General features: G+C 65.6%; 20 protein-coding genes and 2 tRNA genes. 7 read left to right on the top strand and 15 right to left on the bottom strand.

What is annotated here, in order from left to right; all coding sequences use genetic code 11:
• Positions 1-132: 132 nt before the first annotated feature.
• A complete protein-coding gene (locus tag LSQ66_RS22920) occupies positions 133-885 on the bottom strand; it encodes an L-asparaginase (protein WP_231767475.1) in 753 nt (250 codons plus the stop codon).
• A 131-nt stretch (positions 886-1016) separates the two neighbouring features.
• Between LSQ66_RS22920 and LSQ66_RS22915 the strand changes: the two genes are divergently transcribed.
• On the top strand, positions 1017-1502 hold the full coding sequence (locus LSQ66_RS22915; protein WP_231767474.1) for an asparaginase domain-containing protein: 486 nt from the start codon (positions 1017-1019) through the stop codon (positions 1500-1502).
• 30 nt (positions 1503-1532) lie between these two features.
• On the opposite strand, the gene LSQ66_RS22910 is transcribed toward LSQ66_RS22915, so the two are convergent.
• From LSQ66_RS22910 to dinB, 3 genes are all read right to left on the bottom strand, one after another.
• Positions 1533-2429, bottom strand: a complete 897-nt coding sequence (locus LSQ66_RS22910; protein WP_231767473.1) for a recombination-associated protein RdgC — start codon at positions 2427-2429, stop codon at positions 1533-1535.
• Positions 2430-2482: 53 nt separating this feature from the next.
• Positions 2483-3097: a hypothetical protein gene (locus tag LSQ66_RS22905; RefSeq protein WP_231767472.1), complete on the bottom strand. Its 615-nt coding sequence runs from the start codon at positions 3095-3097 to the stop codon at positions 2483-2485.
• A gap of 69 nt (positions 3098-3166) precedes the next feature.
• Positions 3167-4321 carry a DNA polymerase IV gene (gene dinB, locus LSQ66_RS22900; protein ID WP_231767471.1) on the bottom strand — a complete coding sequence of 385 codons (1155 nt, stop codon included), beginning with the start codon at positions 4319-4321 and terminating at the stop codon, positions 3167-3169.
• Between the two features lie 97 nt (positions 4322-4418).
• On the opposite strand from dinB, the gene LSQ66_RS22895 reads away from it, so the two are divergent.
• Positions 4419-5501, top strand: a complete 1083-nt coding sequence (locus LSQ66_RS22895) for a porin (RefSeq protein ID WP_231767470.1) — start codon at positions 4419-4421, stop codon at positions 5499-5501.
• Here the strand turns inward: LSQ66_RS22895 and LSQ66_RS22890 are convergent.
• Together LSQ66_RS22890 and LSQ66_RS22885 are read right to left on the bottom strand one after the other, a co-directional pair.
• Complete coding sequence (locus LSQ66_RS22890; RefSeq protein WP_231767469.1) at positions 5495-6754, bottom strand: glycerate kinase type-2 family protein; 1260 nt, start codon at positions 6752-6754, stop codon at positions 5495-5497. The genes LSQ66_RS22895 and LSQ66_RS22890 overlap by 7 nt on opposite strands.
• Complete coding sequence (locus tag LSQ66_RS22885; protein WP_231767468.1) at positions 6751-8028, bottom strand: MFS transporter; 1278 nt, start codon at positions 8026-8028, stop codon at positions 6751-6753. Before LSQ66_RS22885 ends, LSQ66_RS22890 begins: the two co-directional genes overlap by 4 nt.
• A 171-nt stretch (positions 8029-8199) precedes the next feature.
• Between LSQ66_RS22885 and LSQ66_RS22880 the strand changes: the two genes are divergently transcribed.
• The 4 genes from LSQ66_RS22880 (at position 8200) to LSQ66_RS22865 (ending at position 10120) form a co-directional block, all read left to right on the top strand.
• Positions 8200-8275: transfer RNA gene (locus LSQ66_RS22880), tRNA-Val, on the top strand.
• Positions 8276-8292: 17 nt separating this feature from the next.
• A tRNA-Asp gene (locus LSQ66_RS22875) sits at positions 8293-8369 on the top strand.
• A gap of 152 nt (positions 8370-8521) precedes the next feature.
• Entirely contained in the window at positions 8522-9004 is a 483-nt protein-coding gene (locus tag LSQ66_RS22870; RefSeq protein ID WP_231767467.1) for a cyclic nucleotide-binding domain-containing protein, read from the top strand.
• Positions 9005-10120 (top strand): AI-2E family transporter, encoded by a 1116-nt coding sequence (locus tag LSQ66_RS22865; RefSeq protein ID WP_231767466.1) that lies wholly within the window; start codon positions 9005-9007, stop codon positions 10118-10120.
• Between the two features lie 137 nt (positions 10121-10257).
• On the opposite strand, the gene ahpF is transcribed toward LSQ66_RS22865, so the two are convergent.
• The 5 genes from ahpF to LSQ66_RS22840 form a co-directional block, all read right to left on the bottom strand.
• On the bottom strand, positions 10258-11850 hold the full coding sequence (gene ahpF / locus LSQ66_RS22860) for an alkyl hydroperoxide reductase subunit F (RefSeq protein WP_231767465.1): 1593 nt from the start codon (positions 11848-11850) through the stop codon (positions 10258-10260).
• A 74-nt stretch (positions 11851-11924) separates the two neighbouring features.
• A complete protein-coding gene (ahpC, locus tag LSQ66_RS22855) occupies positions 11925-12488 on the bottom strand; it encodes an alkyl hydroperoxide reductase subunit C (protein WP_231767464.1) in 564 nt (187 codons plus the stop codon).
• Between the two features lie 165 nt (positions 12489-12653).
• Positions 12654-15410, bottom strand: coding sequence for an EAL domain-containing protein (locus tag LSQ66_RS22850; RefSeq protein WP_231767463.1), 2757 nt, complete (start codon positions 15408-15410; stop codon positions 12654-12656).
• Between the two features lie 154 nt (positions 15411-15564).
• The gene (locus LSQ66_RS22845; RefSeq protein ID WP_231767462.1) at positions 15565-16971 is read right to left on the bottom strand and encodes an RCC1 domain-containing protein; all 1407 of its coding nucleotides are present in this window, start codon (positions 16969-16971) and stop codon (positions 15565-15567) included.
• A gap of 154 nt (positions 16972-17125) precedes the next feature.
• Positions 17126-19387, bottom strand: a complete 2262-nt coding sequence (locus LSQ66_RS22840) for a YgiQ family radical SAM protein (RefSeq protein ID WP_231767461.1) — start codon at positions 19385-19387, stop codon at positions 17126-17128.
• Between the two features lie 226 nt (positions 19388-19613).
• On the opposite strand from LSQ66_RS22840, the gene LSQ66_RS22835 reads away from it, so the two are divergent.
• A complete protein-coding gene (locus LSQ66_RS22835) occupies positions 19614-20126 on the top strand; it encodes a DUF1269 domain-containing protein (RefSeq protein WP_231767460.1) in 513 nt (170 codons plus the stop codon).
• A gap of 51 nt (positions 20127-20177) precedes the next feature.
• Here LSQ66_RS22835 and LSQ66_RS22830 read toward each other — a convergent pair whose 3' ends face one another.
• From LSQ66_RS22830 to LSQ66_RS22815, 4 genes are read right to left on the bottom strand one after another with little or no spacing between them, the layout of a single operon-like run.
• Positions 20178-20453 carry a DUF4404 family protein gene (locus LSQ66_RS22830; RefSeq protein ID WP_231767459.1) on the bottom strand — a complete coding sequence of 92 codons (276 nt, stop codon included), beginning with the start codon at positions 20451-20453 and terminating at the stop codon, positions 20178-20180.
• Between the two features lie 36 nt (positions 20454-20489).
• The gene (locus tag LSQ66_RS22825) at positions 20490-21008 is read right to left on the bottom strand and encodes a MerR family transcriptional regulator (protein WP_231767458.1); all 519 of its coding nucleotides are present in this window, start codon (positions 21006-21008) and stop codon (positions 20490-20492) included.
• Positions 21005-21400, bottom strand: coding sequence for a hypothetical protein (locus LSQ66_RS22820; protein ID WP_231767457.1), 396 nt, complete (start codon positions 21398-21400; stop codon positions 21005-21007). Before LSQ66_RS22820 ends, LSQ66_RS22825 begins: the two co-directional genes overlap by 4 nt.
• A gap of 41 nt (positions 21401-21441) precedes the next feature.
• Positions 21442-23571 carry a M3 family metallopeptidase gene (locus LSQ66_RS22815; protein WP_231767456.1) on the bottom strand — a complete coding sequence of 710 codons (2130 nt, stop codon included), beginning with the start codon at positions 23569-23571 and terminating at the stop codon, positions 21442-21444.
• Positions 23572-23582: the final 11 nt, after the last annotated feature.

Here is a 23582-nt window from a genome sequence, read left to right as displayed (position 1 = left end):
CCGTGTCCAAATCTGGTGCCAGGGAAGAAAAGTGGACACAAACTCGGCACTAAGGCCACTACCGACAAGCTCGTGTCCAAAAATCTTCCCTGGCACCAGAAGTGGACACGAGCGCGGCCGTAGGGCTGCAGGTCAGGCTTCGGGGATGCCGGTGAGGTTGATGCGGGGCGCGGGCATGGCGTGGACGCGGGTCCAGAGGCCCTGCCAGCCGGGCGGCCAGCCGATGTCGGGGCCGGGATAGGGCGGCAGGCTGGCGCGTACCGGGATCACGGGTACCGCCGGCATGTCGCTCAGCGGCGCACCTTCCGGCCGCTGCATGTCGAGACTGTACATATAGCCCGGCAGTAAGTGCTCGCACACTTGCGCGAACCAGGCCGTGTGGTCTTCGTCCTTGCCCAGCGCCTGCGCCAGGCCTTGCGGGTCGAATTTCGCGAGGGCGTGGATGAGCTCGTCCGTCGTGGCGCCCGGATTGTCGCCCCAGCCCATCACGGGATTGACGTTGTAGTCGGCGCCCGAGCCGTACCAGCCTTCGCGCCAGGGGCGCTGCATCCAGTCGCGCTGCCCCGTGAAAAGGTGCCAGCGCCAGTGCAGCCCCGAGGGCTTGGGCCAGGTGTAGAGGTAGAGCTTCTGGTAGCCCGCCAGGTGCAGCGCGCGCACCATGGCCATCAGCCGCGCGTGCGGCATGCGGTCGGGCGGGGCGCGGCGGAAGAGGATGGCTTCCCCGTCCGCGAACTGCACTTCGTCACTGGAAAGATTCAGGTCGAGCGTGCGCTGCTCGCTGCCGAAGCGCGCAGCGATCCAGCCCGTCAGGAGATTGACGGCCGTGATCACCCCGTAGCCACGGTGGCGATGGAAAATGACGGTGCCGGGTGCGAGCGCTTTCATGGCGGTACGGAACAAAGAATTCAGTGTACTCAACGTTCATGAAGCTTTCCAGATGAGTACACACAAAGATTTTTCAAGCCGGGGGCTTCAGGCTATCATGCGCCATTCTGCATTCGATTGACGACATCACCATGACCTTGCGCATTCTCGCTACCGGCGGCACTTTCGATAAACACTACAACGAACTGAACGGCACTCTGGGCTTCGCCGAGAGCCATCTGCCCGCCGCCCTCGCCCGCGCCCGCATTACCGTTGGTGTGGAGCTGGAGCAACTGCCCCTGCTGGATTCGCTGGATATGGTGGACGCCGACCGCGCCCGCGTGCTGGCCAGCTGCCAGGCGGCCCCGGAGAAGGCCATCGTGATCGTGCACGGTACGGACACGATGAAGGAAACGGCCGCCGTGCTGGGCCCCGTTGCGCTGGGCAAGACCATCGTGCTGACCGGCGCCATGATTCCCTACGAGATCGACAACTCGGATGCGCTGTTCAACCTGGGCTTCGCCTGCGCCGCCGCCCAGACCCTTCCGCCCGGCGTGTACGTGGCCATGAACGGACAGATCTTCGCCTGGGACAACGTGCAGAAGAACCGCGCGGCCGGAGTCTTCCAGCCGCTGTAAGAAAAAAGGCGGCGCTGGCGCCGCCTCGTATTACGCTGCGGCCTCGCCGCCCAGCGCTTCGACCACGTCCTTGAGCAGCTTGCTCAGTTCGCCCGTCATCAGCATGAAGTCGCCGTCGAAACGCTCTTCGTCGTTGCGGGTGGTGGCTTCGTTTTCCTTCATCACGTCCAGCGGCTTGACGCCCTTGATCGCCAGCGCTTCCGTCAGCACGAAGGAGATCTTGCTGTCCCAGGTCATGGCCAGGCGCGTGCACTGCTTGCCCGCCGCGATGTGGCGGCGCACTTCTTCCGGCTCCAGGGTGTGGCGCACATAGCGCACCGCCGCCTTGCTCTCGCCCGTGGCGCGCAGTTCGGTATCCATGTCGACCGTGAAACCGGCCGGCGCTTCGTCGTCCTGCAGCCAGGCCGTCATCACACCCACCGGGGAACGCTGCACGCGCAGGCTTTCCAGCGGCATGCGGTCCACGGCCTTCAGCAGCAGCTTGATAACTTCGTCCGCCTTGGCCGGGCTTGCCGCATCCACCACCAGCCAGCCGTTGACCGGGTCGATCCAGGTCCACACATTGCTGCGGATGGTGAAGGCGCGCGGCAGCAGTTCGTCGTGCACGCGTTCCTTCAGTTCCTTCATGGCCTTCTTGCCTGGGGCGAAACCTTGCTGTTCTTCCAGCTCGGCGGCGCGGGCCTTGGCCACCTGGTTCACCACGGTCGTAGGCAGCAGTTTCTTTTCGGTGCCCAGCAGCAGGAGCATCTGCTTGTTGACCACGTGCACGAGCGAGCCATTGCCGCGCGGCGAGTCCCATCCCTGGCGCATCATCTCGTTGCTGCTGGCAGGCGTGAACGAATGCGGGCGCAGGGCTTCTTCAAGTTGTTCCGGGGTAAATGCCCACGGGGCGGGCAGACGGTAAATCTGTAGATTCTTGAACCACATAAGGTGTACGGGCCTTGTTCAGCTTGTTTCAGGGGAACGGTATTTTACACGTGCTAGTTGGGGCAAGTCACCGTTCTCGACTTCACGCCGTCGCGAAAAACGTCACGCCCGGCTGAGCCCGCTGGGGAGTCCATCACCACGCAATAAGTGCCGCCGCCGGCACGCACCCGCGTCATGCGGCGGCCGTCCGGCAACACCAGCTCCTCCAACCGCGTCCCGGTTGTGCCAGCCGCTTTCGCCAGGGCGCGTTCGATGGTCCCGGCCGACTGCACGGTGCTCAGGAAAGCATGGGGCCGCTCCTTCTGCAGGGATTTCATCGCGGTGCCGACGGCGTCGCGCGCCGTGGCGGCCAGCGGCTTGCTGTCGGAAAAGGGATCGGCAGGAAGTGCAGGCGCAGCCTCGGCCGGGGGCGGCGTGGCGGGCGTCGCTGGCATCACGGTGATGGCTTCGGGCTCCATGCGCCTTGCGGAGGGCGCCTTCGGCTGGGGCGCCGAACGGCCCTGCACGGGCGGGACCGCCACGGGCCGCGCCGGCGGCGGCATGACGAAAACAAGCTCGCTGCGCGCCGCAAGCGCGGGCGGAGCGATCCGCGCGCCCTGCTGCCAGGCCAGCAGAGCGGCAATATGCAATATCAGCAGAACCGCGAGCCAGGCGTGGCGCGGACGCAAACGTGCTTCGTCGATGTGGAACTCCCTGTGTGGGCTGCAATCCGTGCAGCGCGGGCCCATTATCGCGAGTTATTGATCAGCGAACAACTCCCCCTGCCGGGCCAGCGCACCGGGCGGCAGCTCGTCCAGCGAGCTCAGGGTGCTGACCCGCACGCCCAGCAGGCGCAGGCGCTGGTCGAGCGGCACGCGGCGCAGGCATTCGCCCGCCGCGCGCCGGATCGCCATGGCGTCGTTCGTCGGCTGGGGCAGGGTCACGTCGCGCGTCACGGTGCGGAAGTCGGCATAGCGCAGCTTGATGCCCACGGTGCAGCCGACATAGCCCTTGCGCTGCATGTCCGCCGCCACCTTCTCGCACAGGCGGGTGAAGATGCCGGAGAGCTCTTCCCGGTCCTGCTTCGCATGCAGGTCGCGGTCGAAGGTCGTTTCGCGGCTCATCCCTTTCGGGTCGGAGCGCGTGGAGATGCCCCGCTCGTCCCGCCCGTGCGCCACGCGCTTGAGCCATTCGGCGTAGTTGAGGCCGAAATGCTCCTGCAGCAGCTTGGGATCGGCCTGCGCCACCTGCCCCACGGTCTCGATGCCCAGGTCCGCCAGCCGCGCCGCCGCCTTCGGACCGATGCCGTTCACCTTGCGCGCGGGCAGCGGCCAGATACGGGCGGGCACATCCTCGTAGCCGAGGATGGTGAGGCCGTTCGGCTTCTCCAGGTCCGAACAGATCTTGGAGAGCAGCTTGTTCGGCGTCACGCCGATGGAGCACGTCAACCCCGTGGCATCGAACACCGCCTGCTTGATGCGCAGCGCCAGCTCCCGCGTTTCGCCGGGCACGTCCGTGAGATCGATATAGATCTCGTCGATGCCCCGGTCTTCGATGGCGGGCGCTATGCCGGCCACGGCCGCCTTGAAGAGACGGGAGTAATGGCGGTAGTTGTCGAAGTTCACGGGCAGCAGCACCGCATCGGGCGCCAGCTTGGCCGCCTTCATCGTGCCCATGGCCGAACCGACGCCCAGCTTGCGCGCCTCGTAATTGGCTGTGGTGAGCACGCCACGCCCCACGTAGTCGCGCAGGCGCGAGAATTCGTGCGTGCCGTCCGCGCGCAGGCGGGGCGCGTGGCGCGAGCCGCCGCCCACCACCACGGGCACCCCGCGCAGTTCGGGATAGCGCAGCAGCTCCACCGATGCATAGAATGCATCCATGTCGAGGTGGGCAATGCGGCGTTCCTGGCTCATACTGTAATTATATCCAGTAATATTGGGCTTGTAGCACTATGGCAAGGCTGGCGCGAACGGGCGTAGAATTTGCCATCTCCTTCGCTTTGGACACCCCATGCGCATTCCTGCCCTGTTTCCGCTGCTGATGGCCGCCTGCATTCCCGCCCTGGCCCAGTCCCAGGTGAGTGTTACCGGCGGGCTGGACACCTATCTCGGTTCCCTCAAGGCCAGCGGCGACGCGGCGCGGCGCAATGTGGTGGGCAGCGGCGGCATGACCACCTCCTTCTTCGGCTTCCGGGGCGAGGAAGACCTAGGCGGCGGCCTGCGCGCGGAGTTCCGCGTGGCGGGCATGTTCCAGATGGATACCGGCATGTCCGGCCGTTTCGCGGGCGACAACCTGTTCTCGCGCGACGCCAACGTGGCATTGAGCGGCCGCTACGGCCGGCTGCAGCTGGGGCGCGCGGCCTCGCCCGCCTTCCTGGCCATGATCCCGTTCAATCCCTTCGGCAATTCCCTCGTGTTCTCGCCGCTGCTGCAGCATTCCTTCATTCCCACCGGTCCGCTTGGCGCGCGCAACTGGGCGGCGGGTATCGCGGGCGACAGCGGCTGGAGCAACCACATTGCGTACACCTCGCCCACCTGGAAGGGCCTGCGCACCAGCCTGCATTTCCAGCCGGGCGAACGGGAGGGCAAGGCAGGCGCCAACAACGCCGCCGTCACGGCCCTGTACCAGAACGGCCCGCTGGCGCTGACGATGGTGGCGCAGCATGTCCGCGAGAGCAATCCCAACCAGGGCAACCCCATCATGGAGCCGAGCCGGGCTCCCATCAACTTTGCCGCCGTGACGGCGCAGCGCGCCGCCATCGCGGGCGCAAGCTACGACTTCGGCAAGGCCAAGCTCACCGGCACCTTCCAGCGCACGCGGGAGGAAACCGCTGGCCCGCTCGGCATGCGCGGGCGCACTGCCAGCCTGGGTCTCAGCATCCCCGCGGGTCTGGGCGCGGTGTTGCTGGCGGCGGCCGAGTCGCACCGCAGCGGCAGCCTCCTGAACGGCAGGCTCGCGCGGCGTACGGTCTCGGCGGGATACGACCATCGCATGTCCAAGCGCACCGACCTGTATGCGATTGCCATGAGCGACAGCCTGAGCGGCCAGGCGCGCGGCAACAGCCTGGGCATGGGCATCCGTCACTTCTATTGAATCAGGATCGCCCGGAAGTCGTTCACGTTTGTGCGCGTCGGTCCCGTCACCACCAGGTCGCCGAGGGCGCTGAAGAAGCGGTAGCCGTCGTTATCGGCCAGCAGCGCTTTCGCATCGATGCCGAGCGCGCGCGCCCGCTGCAGCGAATCGGGCGCGAGCAGAGCGCCCGCATTGTCTTCCGTGCCATCGATGCCGTCCGTGTCGCAGGCGAGAGCGTGCACCCCCGGCAGGCCTTGCAGGGCCATGGCCAGCGCCAGCAGGAACTCGGCATTGCGCCCGCCCCGGCCCTGGCCGCGCACGGTGACGCTGGTTTCGCCGCCGGAGAGAATCACGCAGGGCCTGGGCAGCGGCTGCCCGTGCAGCACCACCTGGCGCGCAATGCCGGCATGCACAATCGCGACCTCGCGCGCCTCGCCTTCCATGCAGTTGCTCAGGATAAGCGGCGCCAGGCCTTCCGCACGCGCGTCCTGCGCCGCCGCCTCCAGCGCGTCCTGCGCGGTGGCGACGATGGCGCTGCGGTGATGCGCAAGGCGCGGATCGCCCGGTTTGGGGGTTTCGTTCGCAGGATCTTCCAGCACGGCGCGCACGGCGGGCGACACGGCAATCCCGTATTTCTGCAGGATGGACAAGGCCTCGGCCGCCGTGCTGCCGTCCGCCAGCGTGGGCCCGGAGGCGACCACCGAAGCATCGTCGCCCGGCACGTCGGAGAGCACCAGCGTCATCACCTGCGCCGCGCCGCAGGCCAGCGCCAGCCGGCCGCCCTTGATCGCGGACAGGTGCTTGCGCACGCTGTTCATTTCATTGATCGGCGCACCGCTTTTCAGCAGGGCGCGGTTGATATCGCGCTTCTCGTCGATGCCGATGCCTTCGGCGGGCAGTGAAAGCAGCGCCGACCCGCCGCCCGACATCAGGCACAGCACCAGGTCGTCCGGGCCGAGGCCGCGCACCATGTCCAGCATGCGCCGCGCCGCCCGGTGGCCCGCCTCGTCCGGCACGGGATGGCCCGCCTCCACAATCTCGATGTGCTGCGTGGGCGCCCCGTGGCCGTAGCGCGTGACGACGAGCCCCGTGAGCGCTCCTTTCCAATGCCGCTCCACGGCCTGCGCCATGCGCGCTGAAGCCTTTCCCGCGCCGATCACAATGGTGCGGCCCTTCGGCGGCGGCGGCAGATGCGGCGCGAGAATATGCAGCGGATCGACGGCGCGCACGGCGGCCTGGAACAGCTCCAGCAGGATTTCGCGTTCGCCCTTCACAGCACCTCTCCCTGCCTGCCCACGGAGAAGACCGTGAGGAGAGCTCCCATCAGGAGGCTGCCCGCCAGGAGGGTCATGCCATGCGCCGTCGATGCCGTGGCATCGCGGATCGCGCCCACGAGATAGGGGCTGAGGAAGCCCGCCAGGTTGCCGACGGAATTGATCAGGGCGATGCCCGCTGCGGCAGCCGCTCCGCCCAGCATCGCGGTGGGCAGGCTCCAGAAAATGGGGAAGGTCGTGAGAATGCCCGCCGTCGCCAGGCTCAATGCCGCCATGGCCGCGACGGTATTATCGGCATAGGCGGTGGAGGCCAGCAGGCCCGCAGCGCCAGCCAGTCCCGCAATGGCGGTATGCCAGCGCCGCTCGCCCTGCCGGTCCGAATGCCATGCGGCCAGCACCATCACGATGGCGGCGATGGCGTAGGGGACGGCCGTGAGCAGCCCGATCTCGAACACGTCCTTCACGCCGCTGTTGCGTATCAGCTGCGGCAGCCAGAAGCTCACGCCGTACAGCCCCATCACGAAGCAGAAGTAGATGATCGCCAGCAGCCACACACGCCCGCTTCCGAATACGTGGCGCAGCGGCCAGTGGGCGCGCGGCTCGCCGTCTTCGGCCAGCGCCGCCACCAGGCGCCCTTGCTCCGCTTCGTTCAGCCAGCGCGCGCTGCGGATGCCATCGTCCAGCCAGAACAGGGTCCACACGCCCAGGGCGATGGATGGAAGGCCTTCCAGCAGGAAGAGCCACTGCCAGCCATGCAGGCCGCCCGCCGCGTCGAGGCTGTGCATGATCCAGCCGGACAGCGGCCCGCCCAATACGCCTGCAACCGCAACGCCGCTCATGAACAGGGCCACGATGCGCGCGCGCCGCCGCGAGGGATACCAGTAGGTGAGGTACAGCACCACGCCCGGGAAGAAGCCCGCTTCCGCCACCCCGAGCAGGAAGCGCAGCACATAGAAGCTGGCAGGGCTGTCGGCGAACATGGTGGCCGCCGACACCAGGCCCCAGCTGATCATGATGCGGGCGATCCAGCGCCGCGCGCCCACCTTCGCCAGCAGGAGATTGGAAGGCACCTCGAACAGGAAGTAGCCCAGGAAGAAAATGCCCGCGCCAATGCCGTACACCGTGTCCGACAGCGCGAGATCGGCCTGCATCTGCAGCTTGGCGAAGCCCACATTGACCCGGTCCAGATACGCCGCCACATAGCAAAGAAAGAGGAAAGGCAGGAGGCGCCAGCTGACGCGGGCGTAGAGGGCATCGTCGTCGGAAGCGCGCATCGGCATCTCCAGGGTGGGCTTGGAACCGCAGCGTACCACTCCGAATGGCCAATTCCGCAAGATTTTCGGAAAATGCACGAAAACCCCTTGCAGACTGCGGAAAGGGCGCTGTAGAATACGGCCTCTTCTGAACGTTGTGACAAACGTTCAAGCAGTTCCGAAACATTGGACGGGCGCTTAGCTCAGTTGGTAGAGCGGATCCCTTACAAGGATTAGGTCGGGAGTTCGACCCTCTCAGCGCCCACCAGGAAATGCGAAGAATTAGGAGTGGTAGTTCAGTTGGTTAGAATACCGGCCTGTCACGCCGGGGGTCGCGGGTTCGAGCCCCGTCCACTCCGCCAGAATCCAGAGAGCCCGATCATCGATCGGGCTCTTTTCATTTGCCGTCCTTTTTGTGTCCCCTCTGCAACACCTTCCGCCGGTAAACGGTGGCAAGCGCGAAAAACCGGCGACAATGGTGTTGTAACAACACATCGCCCGAACGGAGCTGCACGTGATCTTTGGTTTCCTGAAATCGCCCGCCCTGTCGCCGCGCCTGAACCGGCTGCGCGAGTCGGCGCTGTTTTCCTCGCTGACGCCGCTGGAACTGAAGATCGTGGACGGCCTCATGCACGAGCGCCGCTTCCTGGCCGAGGAAATCATCTTCGACGAAGGCGAGGAAGGCCAGGCCCTCTACCTGGTGATTTCGGGCCGCGTGCAGATCACCCGCGCTGGCGCCAACGGCAAGGAAGTGGTGGCCGAACTGCCGGCCGGCTCCTTCTTCGGCGACCTCGCCCTGCTGGACAACTCTCCCCGCAGCGCCCAGGCGCGCGCCCTGGACAACTGCCAGCTGGCCGTATTCTTCCGCGCCGACTTCATGGGACTGATGGAAACCGATGCCGTCATCGGCTACAAGATTTCGCTCGCCCTGGCGCGCCATATCGGCGCCCGCCTGCGCGAGTGGATGTGCGGCAGCCCCCAGATCGAGATCCTGTAAATGTCCGGCCGCCGTCCAGGACCCGTGGTATGGAGCGCCATCGTGCTCGCCACCTGCCTGCTGCTCTTCCTGCTGCAGCACATGCTGTGGCTGACGGTGCCCTTCCTGCTCGGGATTATTCTCTATTACGTGCTGCTGCCGCCCATGCACCGCCTGCTGCGCATGGGCTTCAGCCATAACAGCGCCGCCCTGCTGGTGGGCAGCGGCTTCGTCCTCTGCATGCTGCTTTTCGGCCTGGCGCTGATGGCCTGGCTGTCCATGAGCCCCAGCAGCACCTGGCAGGGACTGCCCGAACGCTATATCGAGGGCGGCACTTCCTTCGTGCGCAATACCCTGCTCTCGCTGGAAGACAAGTTCCCCGTGCTGCATCAGGCGGGCCTGTCGGACACCATCAACGCCCGCTTCAGCGCCTACACGCACGACTTCTTCACCGAGCACCTGCCCGGCCTCCTGGTGGGCGCCGTGGCATGGATACCCTCGCTGCTGCTGGCGCCCTTCCTGACCTTCTTCTTCCTGCGCGACGGCGGGCGCTTCAAGCGCTTCCTCGCGCGCGCCGTGCCGAACGCCTTCTTCGAGAAGACCCTCTTCCTGCTGCATGAGGTGGACCAGACGGCGCGCCGCTACTTCCAGGGCATGCTGAAGCTCACGGTGCTCGATACCGCGGTACTGGCCTTCGGGCTGTGGGTGATCGGGGTGTCCTCGCCCGTGCTGCTTGGATTGATCGCGGCCATGCTGGCGTGGATTCCCTTCGTCGGCTCCATCCTGGGCTGCATCATGGTGGTGCTGGTGGCGTCGGCCGACGCGCCGGGCGATACGATGATCGCCTACAGCGCCATCGTCGTCTTCATTGCAGCGCGCCTGCTGGACGACTTCGTGTTCATGCCTTTGACCCTGGGCCGCAGCCTGCGTATCCATCCGCTGGTGACGGTGCTGATGATCTTTATCGGCGGCTCGGTGGCGGGCGTGGCGGGTCTGATGCTGGTGCTGCCCCTGCTGGGAGTGGTGATGGTGATCGGCGAGACTCTGGGCAGGCTGATAACCAACCCGCGCCTGCGCGCGCGGCATCGGCACGCGCTGGCCCTGCGTCAACGCCAGGCCAGCGCGGATCTGGAGTGATGACGGCAGCGGGGACAGACCCTGCACAGGGTCTGTCCCCAAAAGCTTAGTCCGCCACCGAACACAGTTGGCTGACCATGTTCAGTGGCGGACTGGGGTAACGGGGACAGACCCCGTCCGGGGTCTGTCCCCTGCCCTTAGACGGCTACAGCTTGCTTTGCGTCCGCCACTACTTCTTCCTCATCGCCGGAGCGGATCAGGTGGTCGAAGGCCGACAGCGCCGCCTTCGCTCCCTCGCCCACTGCAATGACGATCTGCTTGTAAGGCACTGTCGTCACATCGCCCGCCGCGAACACGCCAGGCACCGAGGTCTGGCCGCGCGCATCCACTTCGATCTCGCCGTGGCGCGAAAGGGCCACCGTGCCTTTCAGCCATTCGGTGTTGGGCACCAGGCCGATTTGAACGAACACGCCTTCCAGCTCGACGCGCTTCGCTTCGCCGCTGGCACGGTCGGTGTAGCTCAGGGCATTCACCTTCTTGCCGTCGCCGTGGATCTCGGTGGTCTGCGCCGACACCACGATGTCCACGTTCTTCAGCGAACGCAGTTTGCGCTGCAGCACCGCATCCGCACGCAGCTCGGCGCCGAATTCGATCAGGGTCACGTGGGACACGATGCCTGCCAGGTCGATGGCCGCTTCCACGCCGGAGTTGCCGCCGCCGATCACTGCCACGCGCTTGCCCTTGAACAGGGGGCCGTCGCAGTGCGGGCAGTAGGCCACGCCATGGTTGCGGTACTCCTTCTCGCCCGGCACGTTGATCTCGCGCCAGCGCGCGCCGGTCGAGAGGATCACGGTCTTCGCCTTCAGCACGGCGCCGCTTTCGGTATGGACTTCGGAGACCTTGCCCGGCACCAGCTTCGCAGCGCGCTGGGTATTCATGATGTCCACTTCGTAGGCCTTCACGTGCTGCTCCAGCGCCACCGCGAATTTCGGGCCTTCGGTCTCGGTCACGGACACGAAGTTCTCGATGGCCAGGGTGTCGAGCACCTGGCCGCCGAAACGCTCGGCCAGCACGCCGGTCCTGATGCCCTTGCGTGCCGCGTAGATCGCCGACGCGGCGCCTGCGGGGCCGCCGCCGACGATGAGCACATCGAACACGTCTTTCTTGTTCAGTTCCGCCGCGGCGCGCACGCTCGCATTGGTGTCCAGCTTGGACAGGATCTCCTCGACATTGGTGCGGCCCTGGCCGAAGTGCTGGCCGTTCAGGAACATCATGGGCACGGCCATGATCTGGCGCTCTTCCACTTCTTTCTGGAATACGCCGCCGTCGATGGTGGTGACCTTGATGCGCGGGTTAATCACGGACATCGCATTCAGGGCCTGCACCACTTCCGGGCAGTTGTGGCAGCTGAGCGAGATAAAGGTCTCGAACTCGTAGTCGCCGTCCAGGTTGCGGATCTGTTCGATCACGGCCTCGTCCAGCTTGATGGTGTGGCCGCCCACCTGCAGCAGCGCCAGCACGAGGGAGGTGAATTCATGGCCCATGGGGATGCCGGCGAAGCGCACGCCGATATCGCTGCCAGGGCGGTTGATCGAGAACGAGGGCTTGCGCACGTTGGCGGCATTGTCCTCGACCACGGTAATCTTGTCGCTCAAGGCGCCGATCTCGCCGAGCAGTTCCTGCATTTCCCGCGCCTTCGCGGAGTCATCGAGCGATGCGACGATCTCAATCGGCTGCACCACTTTTTCCAAATAGGCTTTCAACTGGGTTTTGAGATTGGCATCCAACATGACTGTATTCCTTTGCTTTTGTTTACCTGGCCGGGAGTTCCCCCGCCGGCCAGGTATCGGGGTACTGCTAGTGCTTAGATCTTGCCGACCAGGTCCAGGGACGGGGTCAGGGTGGCGGCGCCTTCGGTCCACTTGGCCGGGCACACTTCGCCCGGGTGGGAAGCCACGTACTGGGCGGCCTTCACCTTGCGCAGCAGCTCGGAGGCGTCGCGGCCGATGCCGTTGTCGTGCACTTCCATCACTTTGATGAAGCCGTCAGGATTGATCACGAAGGTGCCGCGCAGGGCCAGGCCTTCTTCTTCGATCATGACCTGGAAGTTGCGCGACAGGTGGCCGGTCGGGTCGCCGATCAGCGGGTAGTTCACTTTCTTGATCGCGTCCGAGGTGTCGTGCCAGGCCTTGTGGGCGAAGTGGGTGTCGGTCGAGATACCGTACACTTCCACGCCCAGCTTCTGGAACTCGGCGTAGTTGTCCGCCAGGTCTTCCAGTTCGGTCGGGCAGACGAAGGTGAAGTCCGCCGGGTAGAACACGAATACCGACCACTTGCCTTTCAGGGAATCTTCGCTCAGGTCCACGAATTTGCCGTTGTGGTAAGCGGTGGCCTTGAAGGGCTTAACTTGGGTGTTGATCAGAGACATTGTGGTTTCCTCGTGAGGTTGTTATCAAATTTGAGATGCCAGTGTACGGCTTTCCCGTTAATTTGGAAAATTGATTGTTCCAATGGTTTCAATTGAGTGTCGCTATCGAAACCCCGAAACGGGACCGTCATTATCCGACTTTGTGGCTGGAATGACAGGTTTGCTTCAGGCGGCGCGCTGCTGGCGCAGCATCAGGTCGAAGTCGGCGGCGGGCATGGGGCGGGCGAAGAGGTAGCCCTGGCCGTAGTCGCAGCCCGCGGCGGCCAGCAGTTCGCGCTGTTCCGGGGTTTCAACCCCTTCCGCGATCACCTCCAGCTCGAGCTTGTGGGCCATGACGATGATGGCGTCCGACAGGGCCATGTCGCTGGAGTCGGGCGCCAGGTTGCGGGTGAAGCTGCGGTCGATCTTCAGGTAGTCGATATCGAATTTCTTCAGGTAGGACAGGGAGGAATAGCCGGTGCCGAAATCGTCCAGCGCGACCTGGATGCCCGCATCGCGCAGCTGCAGCAGCTTGTCCGTGACGGCGCTGCTGGCGTCGAGCAGCAGGCCTTCCGTGATCTCCACCACCAGGGCCTGGCCGGACAGCGATTGCTGCTGCAGATAGCGCAGCCAGTTCTCGTAGCTGGCGCCCTCGCGCTGGAATTCCAGCGGCGACTGGTTCACGCTCACCTGGAATTCGGGGTGGACATCCTGCCGCCAGCGCTGGGCCCAGCGCACGGCCTCCTGGAACACCCACTGGCCGATATCGACAATCAGGCCGCTTGCTTCGGCCAGGGGAATGAATTCGAGCGGGCTGACCATGCCGCGCTGCGGATGCTCCCAGCGCAGCAGGGCTTCCGCCTTGCGGATATGCCCCGTCTTCAGGTGCACGATGGGCTGGAAGTACAGCCGCAGCTGCTCGCCCTTCAGCGCCCCGCGCAGGTCGTTGGTCAGGCGCATGCGGTTCAGGGCAGCCACCTGCAGCGCGGGCGTGAAGTAGCTGAAGCGGTTGCGCCCCGCGCCCTTGGCCGCGTACATGGCCTGGTCCGCGTGTTTCAGCAGGTCCTCCATGCTGCCCGCGTCGTCGGGATAAAGCGTGATGCCGATGGAGGCCGACACGAAAGCCTGCTCCTGGCCCAGCGAAAAGGGCATGAGCAGGCTGTCGATGATGTTCTGGGCGATGGTTTCGACCCGGTCCACCTCGTCCAGGTCGGGCAGGATGACGGTGAATTCGTCGCCGCCCAGGCGGGCCACGGTATCGGACTCGCGCACGCAGGCGCTGATGCGGCGCGCCGCGTCCACCAGCAGCACGTCGCCCTGGTGGTGGCCCAGGGTGTCGTTGACTTCCTTGAAGTGGTCGAGATCGATGAAGAGGATGGCGATGCGGGTGCCGTCGCGCCGGCTCTTCAGGATGTCGTGCTGCAGCCGGTCCAGGAACATGCGGCGGTTGGGCAGTTGGGTGAGCGTGTCGAAATTGGCCTGCTGCCAGATCAGGGCTTCCGTCTTCTTCTGGTCCGTGACGTCCTCGATCATGCAAAGGTGCATGGACGGCCCGCCCGCGCTGCCTGCCTCCACCGGCGTGATGGAAGCCTCCACCCAGACCCGCGTGCCGTCCGGCCGCACCAGGCGGGCCGTGGTCTTGAAGCCGGGCAGCGCGCGTTCGGCGAATTCCTTCATCTGCGGCACGATCAAGGCCACGTCCTCGGGGTCGACCACGTCCATCCAGGTGCCGTTCCTGATTTCGTCCACGGCGCGCCCCGCGATTTCGGCATAGCGCGGATTGATGTCGGCGAAGCGGCCCGTGCGCGAATCGACCAGGGCAATGCCCATGGGCGCGGATTCGAACATGGTGCGGAAACGCCGCTCGCCGAGCCGGATGGCCTCCTGGGCGCGGCTGCGTTCCCGCGCCAGCAGGGTGAAGTGGATGGCCGCGCCCGCGAGCAGCAGCAGGCCCGCCGCGCCTGCGACCCGGTAGAGCCACACCAGCTGGGATCCGCTCTCCGTGTTGTAGAGGAATCCGGAAAAGGACACGCCTTTCGGCAGCAGCCCAAGGTCGGTATAGATGTCGGCGATATGCTGCCAGCGGTCCGGATTCATGTAGCCGATTTCCACGAGCACGGGCTGCACCAGGGGCACCATCTGGCGCGCCTCGTACAGCAGGTGTAGGCGGTCGTTGCGGCGCGAGTACTTGTTCAGGATAAGGTCGGCAATCTCCTCCTGATGGCTCATCGCGTACTGCCAGCCCTTCAGGCTGGCGGCGCGGAAGGCCTTCACGCGGTCCGGATGGGAAGCCAGTTCCTGCTCGCTGGTGAAGAGGTTGTCGCCGTAGAAGTCGATGCCCGACGAGCGCGGATTGTAGATATCGTAGGGGAAGCCCACCCGGTCCAGGTAGTCGGGCTCGTTGGTCAGGTAGATGGACATGGCGTCCACCTTGCCGGACACGAGGTCGTCCGGGTTGAAGCTGTGTTCGCGGCGGATCAGGCGGTCGGGCGTGATGCCTTCCTTTTTCAGGTAGGCCAGCAGCTCGTCGGCCTGGCTCATTTCGTCGTTCAGGGTGCCGATCATGACCCGCTTGCCGATGATGCTGCGGATGTCGGGATTGGGCTCCTGCTGGCGCATCGCCAGCACATAGGGAGAATGCTGGAAGATCACGCCCAGCACCACGAAGGGCTTGCCGGAGAGGCGGGAGAGCAGCAGCGCGCTGCTGCCGACGCCGTACTGGGCGCGGCCCGACAGCACGGCGCGTTCGGGTTCGGTGCCGTCCGTGCTTTCGGCCAGCTCCACCTCCAGGCCCGCATCGCGGTAATAGCCTTTCTCGATGGCGGCGTAGTAGCCCGCGAACTGGAACTGGTGGATGTGCTTCAGTTGAAGCACCACCTTGTCCTGCGCCTGGGCGCCAGCGGTGAGCAGGGAGAGCAGCAGGACGAGGAAGAATGGACGCACTATAAGCCGGAACCAGGTTAGCGGGACGTCAAGACCAGTTAACTGATTGTATCGGGTTCCGCGCCGTCCAAGACAAAAATGTGGCTTTCATGCAGCATGGCACGAAAAGAAAAAGGGCGGACCCAGTCCGCCCTTTCGCCCGCATGGGAGGACCTTACTGGAGCAGCGCCGGGCTCAGCACCGTGTTGTTGTTGCCGTTGCCCTGCTGGCCTTCCGCGTTGCGGCCCCAGGTCCACAGGGTGCTGTCGCTTTGCAGGGCGACGCTGTGGTTCAGGCCTGCCGACACGGCTTTCCAGGCGGTGGCCGTGCCCACCTGGACGGGAATGCGGCGGTCCGCCACCGTACCGCTGCCAAGCTGGCCGTCGCTGTTCGAGCCCCAGGACCACAGCGTGCCGTCGGCCTTCACGGCGAGCGAGTGGCGCGCACCGGCCGCGAGGTAGGCCCAGTTGCTGTCGGTGCCGATCTGAACCGGCGCCGTCACGTTGGCGAAGGCGTCGTTGCCGAGCTGGCCGACGTCGTTCGCGCCCCAGGCGAACAGGGTGCCGTTGGAGAGAATGCCCAGCGTGTGGCTGCCGCCCGCCGCCACCGAGACCCAGTTCTGGGTGCCGATGCGCACCGGCGCATTCACGTCCGCCAGGGCGCCGTTGCCGACCTGGCCGCTTTCGTTGGCGCCCCAGCCGTACAGCTCCCCGATCGTATTCAGCGCCACGGTATGGGCAACACCCGCGCTGGCCGATTTCCAGTTGGTGGCGGTGCCGATGCGGGTCGGCACCAGCTTGTCGATGGCGGTGCCGTCGCCCAGCTGGCCGTTGAAGTTGCGGCCCCAGGCCCACAGTTCGCCCTTCTTGTTGATGGCGATGGAGTGCGACTTGCCCGCGGCAACCGTGACCCAGTCCTTGGCGGTGCCGATCTGGGTTGGAACAGCCTTGTCGAGGGTGTTGCCCAGGCCGAGCTGGCCGTTCTGGTTGAAGCCCCAGGCCCACAGCGTGCCGTCGGTACGCACGGCCAGGGTATGGAATTCGCCGCTGACCACCTTGGCCCAGGTGGTGACGTTGCCGCTCACGGCGGCAGGCTTGCTCTGGTCGGCCGTGGTGCCGTTGCCCAGCTGGCCCCAGCGGTTCCAGCCCCAGCCGTACAGCGTGCCGTCCTTGCGCAGGCCCAGGGTCTGGTTGCCGCCCGCGGCTGCATCGGCCCAGGGGCCGGTGACGGTGAAGCTCGTGCTGCCCACGATGCTGCCCACCGTCGCGGTCACCGTATCCGTACCCACGGCCTTGGCCGTGACCAGGCCGCTCGTGAAGACGGACACGACATTGCCCTTGGCGGCCCAGGTGATGCCATCCTTCAGTGCGCTGCTCTTGCCGTCCGAATAGGTGCCGGTGGCCGTCAGCTGCTGGGTGGCGCCGACTACCAGGGTGGGATTGGCGGGCGTAAGGGCGATGGAGACCAGGGTTGGCGTCGCCGGCGTGGTGGGCGTTGCGGCCTTGTCATCGCCGCCGCCGCCGCAGGCTGCCATCAGCGCCAGCACGGGCACGAGGAAAAGGGACTTCAGGGTCATCTTCATAAGGATTCCAATTGTCGATGCAGATGTGCTGCAGCCCCTCGGGCGCAGCGCCGTAAACCAGCATTATTGCATCGAAATGTGACAGATGCCCAAAAACAACATGGCCGTTTCCGGAGAAACGGCCATGCTGTTGCGGATTCGCGTCCTGCCTGGATTACTTGCGGCCGCTGCGCACCGGTTTGACGGCCGCTTTCGGTTTCACCTTGATAGTGTCCAGGATGGACGGCCGGGTCTTGGTCTCAACCGTGGCGCGCGCCGTGAGGGAACCGGTGAGGGCATTGGGCCTGCCCCGTCCGCCCGCTGCCGCCGGGGGCAGCTTGCCGCGCTTGTCCGCGCCCGGCGCCAGCATGGGCATCGCGCGCTTGCCCGCCGCGGGCTTGAAGTTCTCCTCGCCCACCACATACGGCGGAATGAGGTGGCGCTCCCCCGTGCCGATCAGGTCGCCGCGCCCCATGCGGCGCAGCGTGTCGCGCAGGATGGGCCAGTTCTTCGGATCGTAATAGCGCAGGAAGGCCTTGTGCGCCTGGCGCTGCTTGAGCGTGCGCGGCGTTTCCACCGTTTCCGACTCTTCCGTCACCTTGTGCAGCGGGTTCTTGCGCGAGTGGTACATGGCGCTCGCCATGGCCATGGGCGTGGGCATGAAGGTTTGCACCTGGTCCAGGCGGAAGTTGTTCTTCTTCAGCCACAGCGCCAGGTTCAGCATGTCCTCGTCCGTCGCGCCCGGGTGGGCGGCGATGAAGTAGGGAATGAGGTACTGCTTCTTGCCCGCCTCGATGGAGTACTTCTCGAACAGGGCCTTGAACTCGTCGTAGGCGCCGATGCCCGGCTTCATCATCTTGCTCAGCACATTGGTCTCGGTGTGCTCCGGCGCGATCTTCAGCAGGCCGCCCACGTGGTGGGTCACCAGCTCCTTCACGTATTCCGGCGAACGCACGGCCAGGTCGTAGCGCAGGCCGGACTGGATCAGCACCTTCTTCACGCCCGGAATGGCGCGCGCCTTGCGGTACAGCTTGATCAGCGGATTGTGGTTGGTGCCCAGGTTCACGCAGATCGACGGGTACACGCAGGACAGGCGGCGGCAGGTCGATTCGATCTCCTTGTCCTTGCAGGACAGGCGGTACATGTTCGCGGTGGGCCCGCCCAGGTCGGAGATGATGCCGGTGAAGCCCTTGGTCTTGTCGCGGATATGCTCGATCTCGCGCAGGATGGACGGCTCGGAACGGCTCTGGATGATGCGGCCTTCGTGCTCGGTGATCGAGCAGAAGGTGCAGCCGCCGAAGCAGCCGCGCATGATGTTCACCGAGAAGCGGATCATTTCCCAGGCCGGGATATTGGCATTGCCGTAACTCGGGTGGGGGCCGCGCGCGTATTCGAGGTCGTAGACGTTGTCCATCTCGTCCATCTGCAGCGGCAGGGGCGGCGGGTTCATCCACACATCGCGGTCGCCATGCGCCTGCACCAGGGCGCGCGCATTGCCGGGATTCGATTCCAGGTGGAACACGCGCGAGGCGTGCGCGTACATCACCGGATCGGTGCTCACGGTTTCGTAGGACGGCAGGCGCACCACGGTCCTGTTGTGTTTTTCCTTCTGCAGGGCCAGGCGCTCTTCGCGGCTCATGATGCGGATCGGCTTCGCCACCTCGGCCTTGGGCTCGACCATGGCCGGGTTGACCTCGGCGGCCGGCGCGCCGCCGTTCTCCGTGGCGCAGGACGGCGTGTTCGGCTGCACCATCAGGTAGGGATCGGGATGGGCATCGATCTTGCCGGGAATATCGACGCGGGTGCTGTTGTGCACGCCCCAGTCCTCGCCCGGCATCCAGCCGGACGGCACGAGGAAGGCGGTGCCGCGCAGGTCGCGGATGGTCTTGATGTTCTCGCCCTCGGCCATGCGGCGGGTGAGGTCCACCAGCGCGCGCTCGGCGTTGCCGAAGATCAGCATGTCGGCCTTGGACTCGAACAGCACGGAGCGGCGCACCTTGTCCGACCAGTAATCGTAGTGGGCGATGCGGCGCAGCGAGGCTTCGATCGAGCCGATCACCACCGGCGTGCCGGGGAAGGCTTCGCGGCAGCGCTGGGCGTACACCGAGACCGCGCGGTCCGGACGCTTGTTCGGTTCGCCGTTCGGCGTGTAGGCGTCGTCGGAACGGGGTTTGCGGTCGGCCGTGTAGCGGTTGACCATGGAGTCCATATTGCCCGCGGTCACGCCGAAATACAGGCGCGGCTTGCCCAGGGCGCGGAAGGCCTCGGCCGACTGCCAGTCAGGCTGGGCGATGATGCCCACCCGGTAGCCCTGCGCCTCCAGCAGGCGCCCGACCAGGGCCATGCCGAAGCTGGGATGGTCGATATAGGCGTCGCCCGTGATCAGGATGACGTCGCACTCGTCCCAGCCCAGCTTGTCCATTTCTTCGCGGGACATGGGCAGGAAAGGCGCAGCGGGAGCGCGGGCAGACCGCTTGGGGACGGCCGCAAAAAGGTTTACCGGGGAGTTCATCCGCAGCATTGTACCGGAAACTGGCCGCCTGCGCGCGTCCGGACCAGGCGGGCACGGCATAAAAGCTTTTATTTTTCAATAACTTGGGAGGCGGCATTGCATTCGGCGGGTCTTTTGCTATAACGATAAAATAGCCCAGGGGGAGACCATCATGCGCCGCAGAGTCTATTACGTTCTACCGAATATTCCCGCCGCCCGCGCCATGCTCGATGAGCTCTTGCTGGCACGCATCGAAGAGCGCCACATCCACTTCATGGCGCGCGAAGGCACTTTGCCGAAAGACATGCCGGACTGCAGTTTCGTCATCAAAACCGACCTGATCCATGGCGCCCAGCTGGGCGTGGTGATCGGGGGCATCGTGGGTTTCCTTGCCGGCGTGCTGCTGGTGCTGATGCCGCCCGAGGGGCTGACCATGCGCACCGCCGCCATCCTGCTCATGGCGCTGGGCGGCGCGCTGTTCGGGGCCTGGGCCTCCGGCATGAATGCCTGCGCCATCCCGAACAAGAAACTCGAAAAATACGCCGACCGTATCCAGAACGGCGAAGTGCTGATGATGGTGGATGTTCCACTGCGGCGCATCCGCGAGATTGAAGAGATGATCGCTGCGCGGCATCCCGACTTCAGCTTTGGCGGCGAAGAGCCGCCCATGCTGGCGTTTCCCTGACGCCAGCCAACCGGGCGCCGGCTACCCTCTGGCCGGGGCCCGGTTCCTCTGTCAGATGCCCATATTGCCCAGGATGCGGCCCAGCTCGCGCAGCGTCGGTTCGAGCGAGGGATGGCGGGCCGCGAAGCGGGCGGAGATTTCCTGGGTGCGTTCGGCCAGTCCGTAGGTGGTGGTCGCTTCTTCCGTATCGGCGGCGCGCTGTTCCAGCAGCTGGCGGATATCTTCATCGAGCTGGCGCAGCAGCTCCTGCAACTCCTCGTCCACCGGGCCGGCATTGGCCAGGCTGCGGTGCAGATTGCGCAGCGACTCTTTCAGATTATTGTCCATCGTGTCGTCCCCTTGTGAAAGTGGCTACAGACGAACTTATACACCGATTCCGCGTGCCCAGCCACGAATGCGCGCAATCTCGTCCCCGTCCAGGCCGAGCGAGCAGAGGAAGTCCTCATGGGCCTGGGGCGCCTGGCGTTCGAACAGGGCGTGCCAGCGGGCCATGGCCGCATCGTCCACGCCCGCCGCGCGCTGCAGGGCGGTCCAGCGCTCCTTGTTCATCGGCTCCGCACCGGCCTGCCCCAGCATCCTTTCCAGCACGGCCTGCTGTTCGCGCAGGCGGGCGATCTCCAGGTGGATCTCGCGCAGGCGCTGCTGCAGCAGGGAGGGCGTTTGCGCCTCGTCGATCAGGGCCGCCACCGCTTCCAGGCTGAGGCCCGTGGCGCGGTAGCCGCGGATGCGTTCCAGGCGCTGCGCATCCTCTTCGCTGTAGCGCCGGTAGCCCGCCGCAGTGCGCGCGGGCGCCACGAGGCCGAGGCTTTCGTAGTACAGCAGCGTGGTGCGCGAGATGCCCGCGCGCCGCGCCATCCGGCCCACGCTGTAGGAAGCGCTCATGGCAGGGGCGCCCGGTCCGGCGGCACGAAGGCCTGGCGCGCAGCCTCGCTGGCGAGAACGCCCTCGGAATAGTGCAGGGACAGCCTGCCGCGCGCATCCGCCAGCAGGGGCGCGGCCTCGCACAGGAAGCCCTCCCAATCGAGATCGGGACGGCAGGCGCCCGCCTCGCGCAGCAGGTGCACGAGGGCCGTGGTCACGGTGCAGTGGAACTTGCCGGACGCGCCCAGGTGGGTGGCGTAGTTGCGGATGGTTCCGCAAGTGTGCTGCACCGCCTGCCCGAAAGGCCGGCGGCGCAGGTTGAGCCATGCCAGCCGCACATGGCCGAGATGGTTGAAATGCTGCGGAGGCAGCGTGCAGTCGCCGAGCTGGCGCAGGAAGTCTTCATCGTTCATGCATCCAGCATAAACCTGTCTACATTGGACAGGTCAAGCCTTTATTGCCCGGTGAGGCCGCGCCGTTCCAGCAGCGGCTCGATGCGCGCATCGCGGCCGCGGAAGTCGCGGTACATCTGCATCGCATCCATGGTGCCGCCGCGCGCGAGCAGCATCTTGCGGAAGCGGTCGCCGTTCTGGCGCAGCATGCCCCCGTTCTCCTTGAACCATTCCACGGCGTCCGCGTCGAGCTTCTCGGCCCACAGGTAGCCGTAGTAGCCCGCCGAATAGCCGCTGGAGAACACGTGGGAGAAGTAGGTGGTGCGGTAGCGCGGCGGCACGGGCGCGAAGTCCACGCCCGCGTCCTTCAGCGCGGCGGCTTCGAAGGCCAGCACGTCGCCCGGGATCTGGTTCGCGCCCAGCTGGTGCCAGCGCTGGTCCAGGATGGAGGCCGCCAGATACTCGGTGGTGCGGAAGCCCTCGTTGAACTTGCCGGACGCGAGCACCTTGTCCAGCAGCTCCTTCGGCATCGGCGCGCCCGTCTGGTAATGCCTGGCGTAGTTGTTCAGCACTTCAGGCCACACGGCCCACATCTCGTTCACCTGTGAGGGGAATTCGACATAGTCGCGCGGCACGCGGGTGCCGGAGAAGCGCGGATATTTCACGTCCGAGAACATGCCGTGCAGGGCATGGCCGAACTCGTGGAACATGGTGCGCACCTCGTCGTAGGTCATCAGCGTGGGCTCGCCATCGGCGGGCTTGGGGATGTTCAGGTGATTGGCGATTACCGGCTTCGCGCCTGTGAGCTTCGACTGCGACACGTAAGCGTTCATCCATGCGCCGCCGCGCTTGTTGCTGCGGGCGTAGAAGTCGGCGATGAAGATGGCGAGCTGGCTGCCGTCGGCGTCGAAGACGTCGAAGACCCTCACGTCCGGGTTATACACCGGCAGGTCCTTGCGCTCCTTGAAACTGAGGCCATAGACCTTGTTGGCGGCGAAGAAGACGCCGTTCTGCAGCACGCTGTTCAACTCGAAGTAGGGCCGGATCTGGTTCTGGTCGAAGGCGTAGCGCGCCTGGCGCACCTTGTCGGTGTAGAAGGACCAGTCGGCAGCGCCCAGCGGCGCGCCGCCTTTCTCGGCGTCGATCAGCTTCTGGATGTCGGCCGCCTCCTTGCGCGCATTGGCAACGGCGGGGCGGGCGAATTCGGCCAGGAGCTTGTTCACGGCCGCGGTGTCGTGCGCGGTCTGGTCTTCCAGCGTGTAGGCCGCGTGGCTGCTGTAGCCCAGCAGCTGGGCGCGTTCCGCGCGCAGCTTGGCCAGCTTCAGCACCAGTTCGCGGTTGTCGTAAGGGCCGCCGCGGCTGCCGCGCCCCATCGAGGCCTGCAGCAGGCGCTCGCGCGTCGTGCGGTTGGTCAGTACTTCCAGCGAAGCCTGGCCCGTGGTGTTCACGATGGGGATGGCGAACTTCCCTTCCAGGCCGCGCGCCTTGGCGTTGGCGGCGGCGGCATCGATGGCCTTGTCCGGCATGCCCGCCAGCTCTTCGCGCGTGTCCACAATAAGGGCGGAGTCGTTCGACTCGTTCAGCACGTTCTGCGCGAAGTTCGTCTGCAGGGCCGCCAGTTCGGCGTTGTAGGCCTTCAGCTTCTTCTTGTTCGCCTCCGACAGCTTCGCGCCCGCGCGCACGAAGTCGGTGTGATAGCGCTCCAGCAGGTACTTCGACTCGGGGTCGAGGCCCAGCTTGTCGCGCTTGTCGTACAGGGCCTTGATGCGCGCATACAGCTTGCCGTTCAGGCGCATCGCATCGCTGTGCGCTGCCAGCTTCGGCGCCAGGTCGCGGTCCAGCTGCTGCATGGCGGGGTTGGTGTTGGTGCCGGACAGGTTGAAGAACACATTCGATACGCGGGTCAGCAGCGTGCCGCTGCGTTCCAGGGCGACGATGGTGTTGTCGAAAGTGGGCGCGGCCTTGTTGTTGGCGATGGCCTGCACCTCGGCCGCCTGCTCGCGGATGCCTGCATCGAAGGCGGGACCATAGTCTTCGTCATGAATGCGGTCGAACACCGGGTACTGGAAAGGCAGGGTGCTGGCCTTGGCGAAGGGGTTCGATTCCGCGAGCACTGGCGCGGAAGGCGCGGCATGCACGATGCCCGCCACGGCCAGGCTGGCCGCGATGATGAGGATTTGTGGACGGTACATGGTCTCTCTCC

This window comes from Massilia endophytica, from assembly GCF_021165955.1.
Taxonomy (GTDB): Bacteria; Pseudomonadota; Gammaproteobacteria; order Burkholderiales; family Burkholderiaceae_D; genus Rugamonas; species Rugamonas endophytica.
This window is presented reverse-complemented; position numbering and strand designations above follow the sequence as displayed.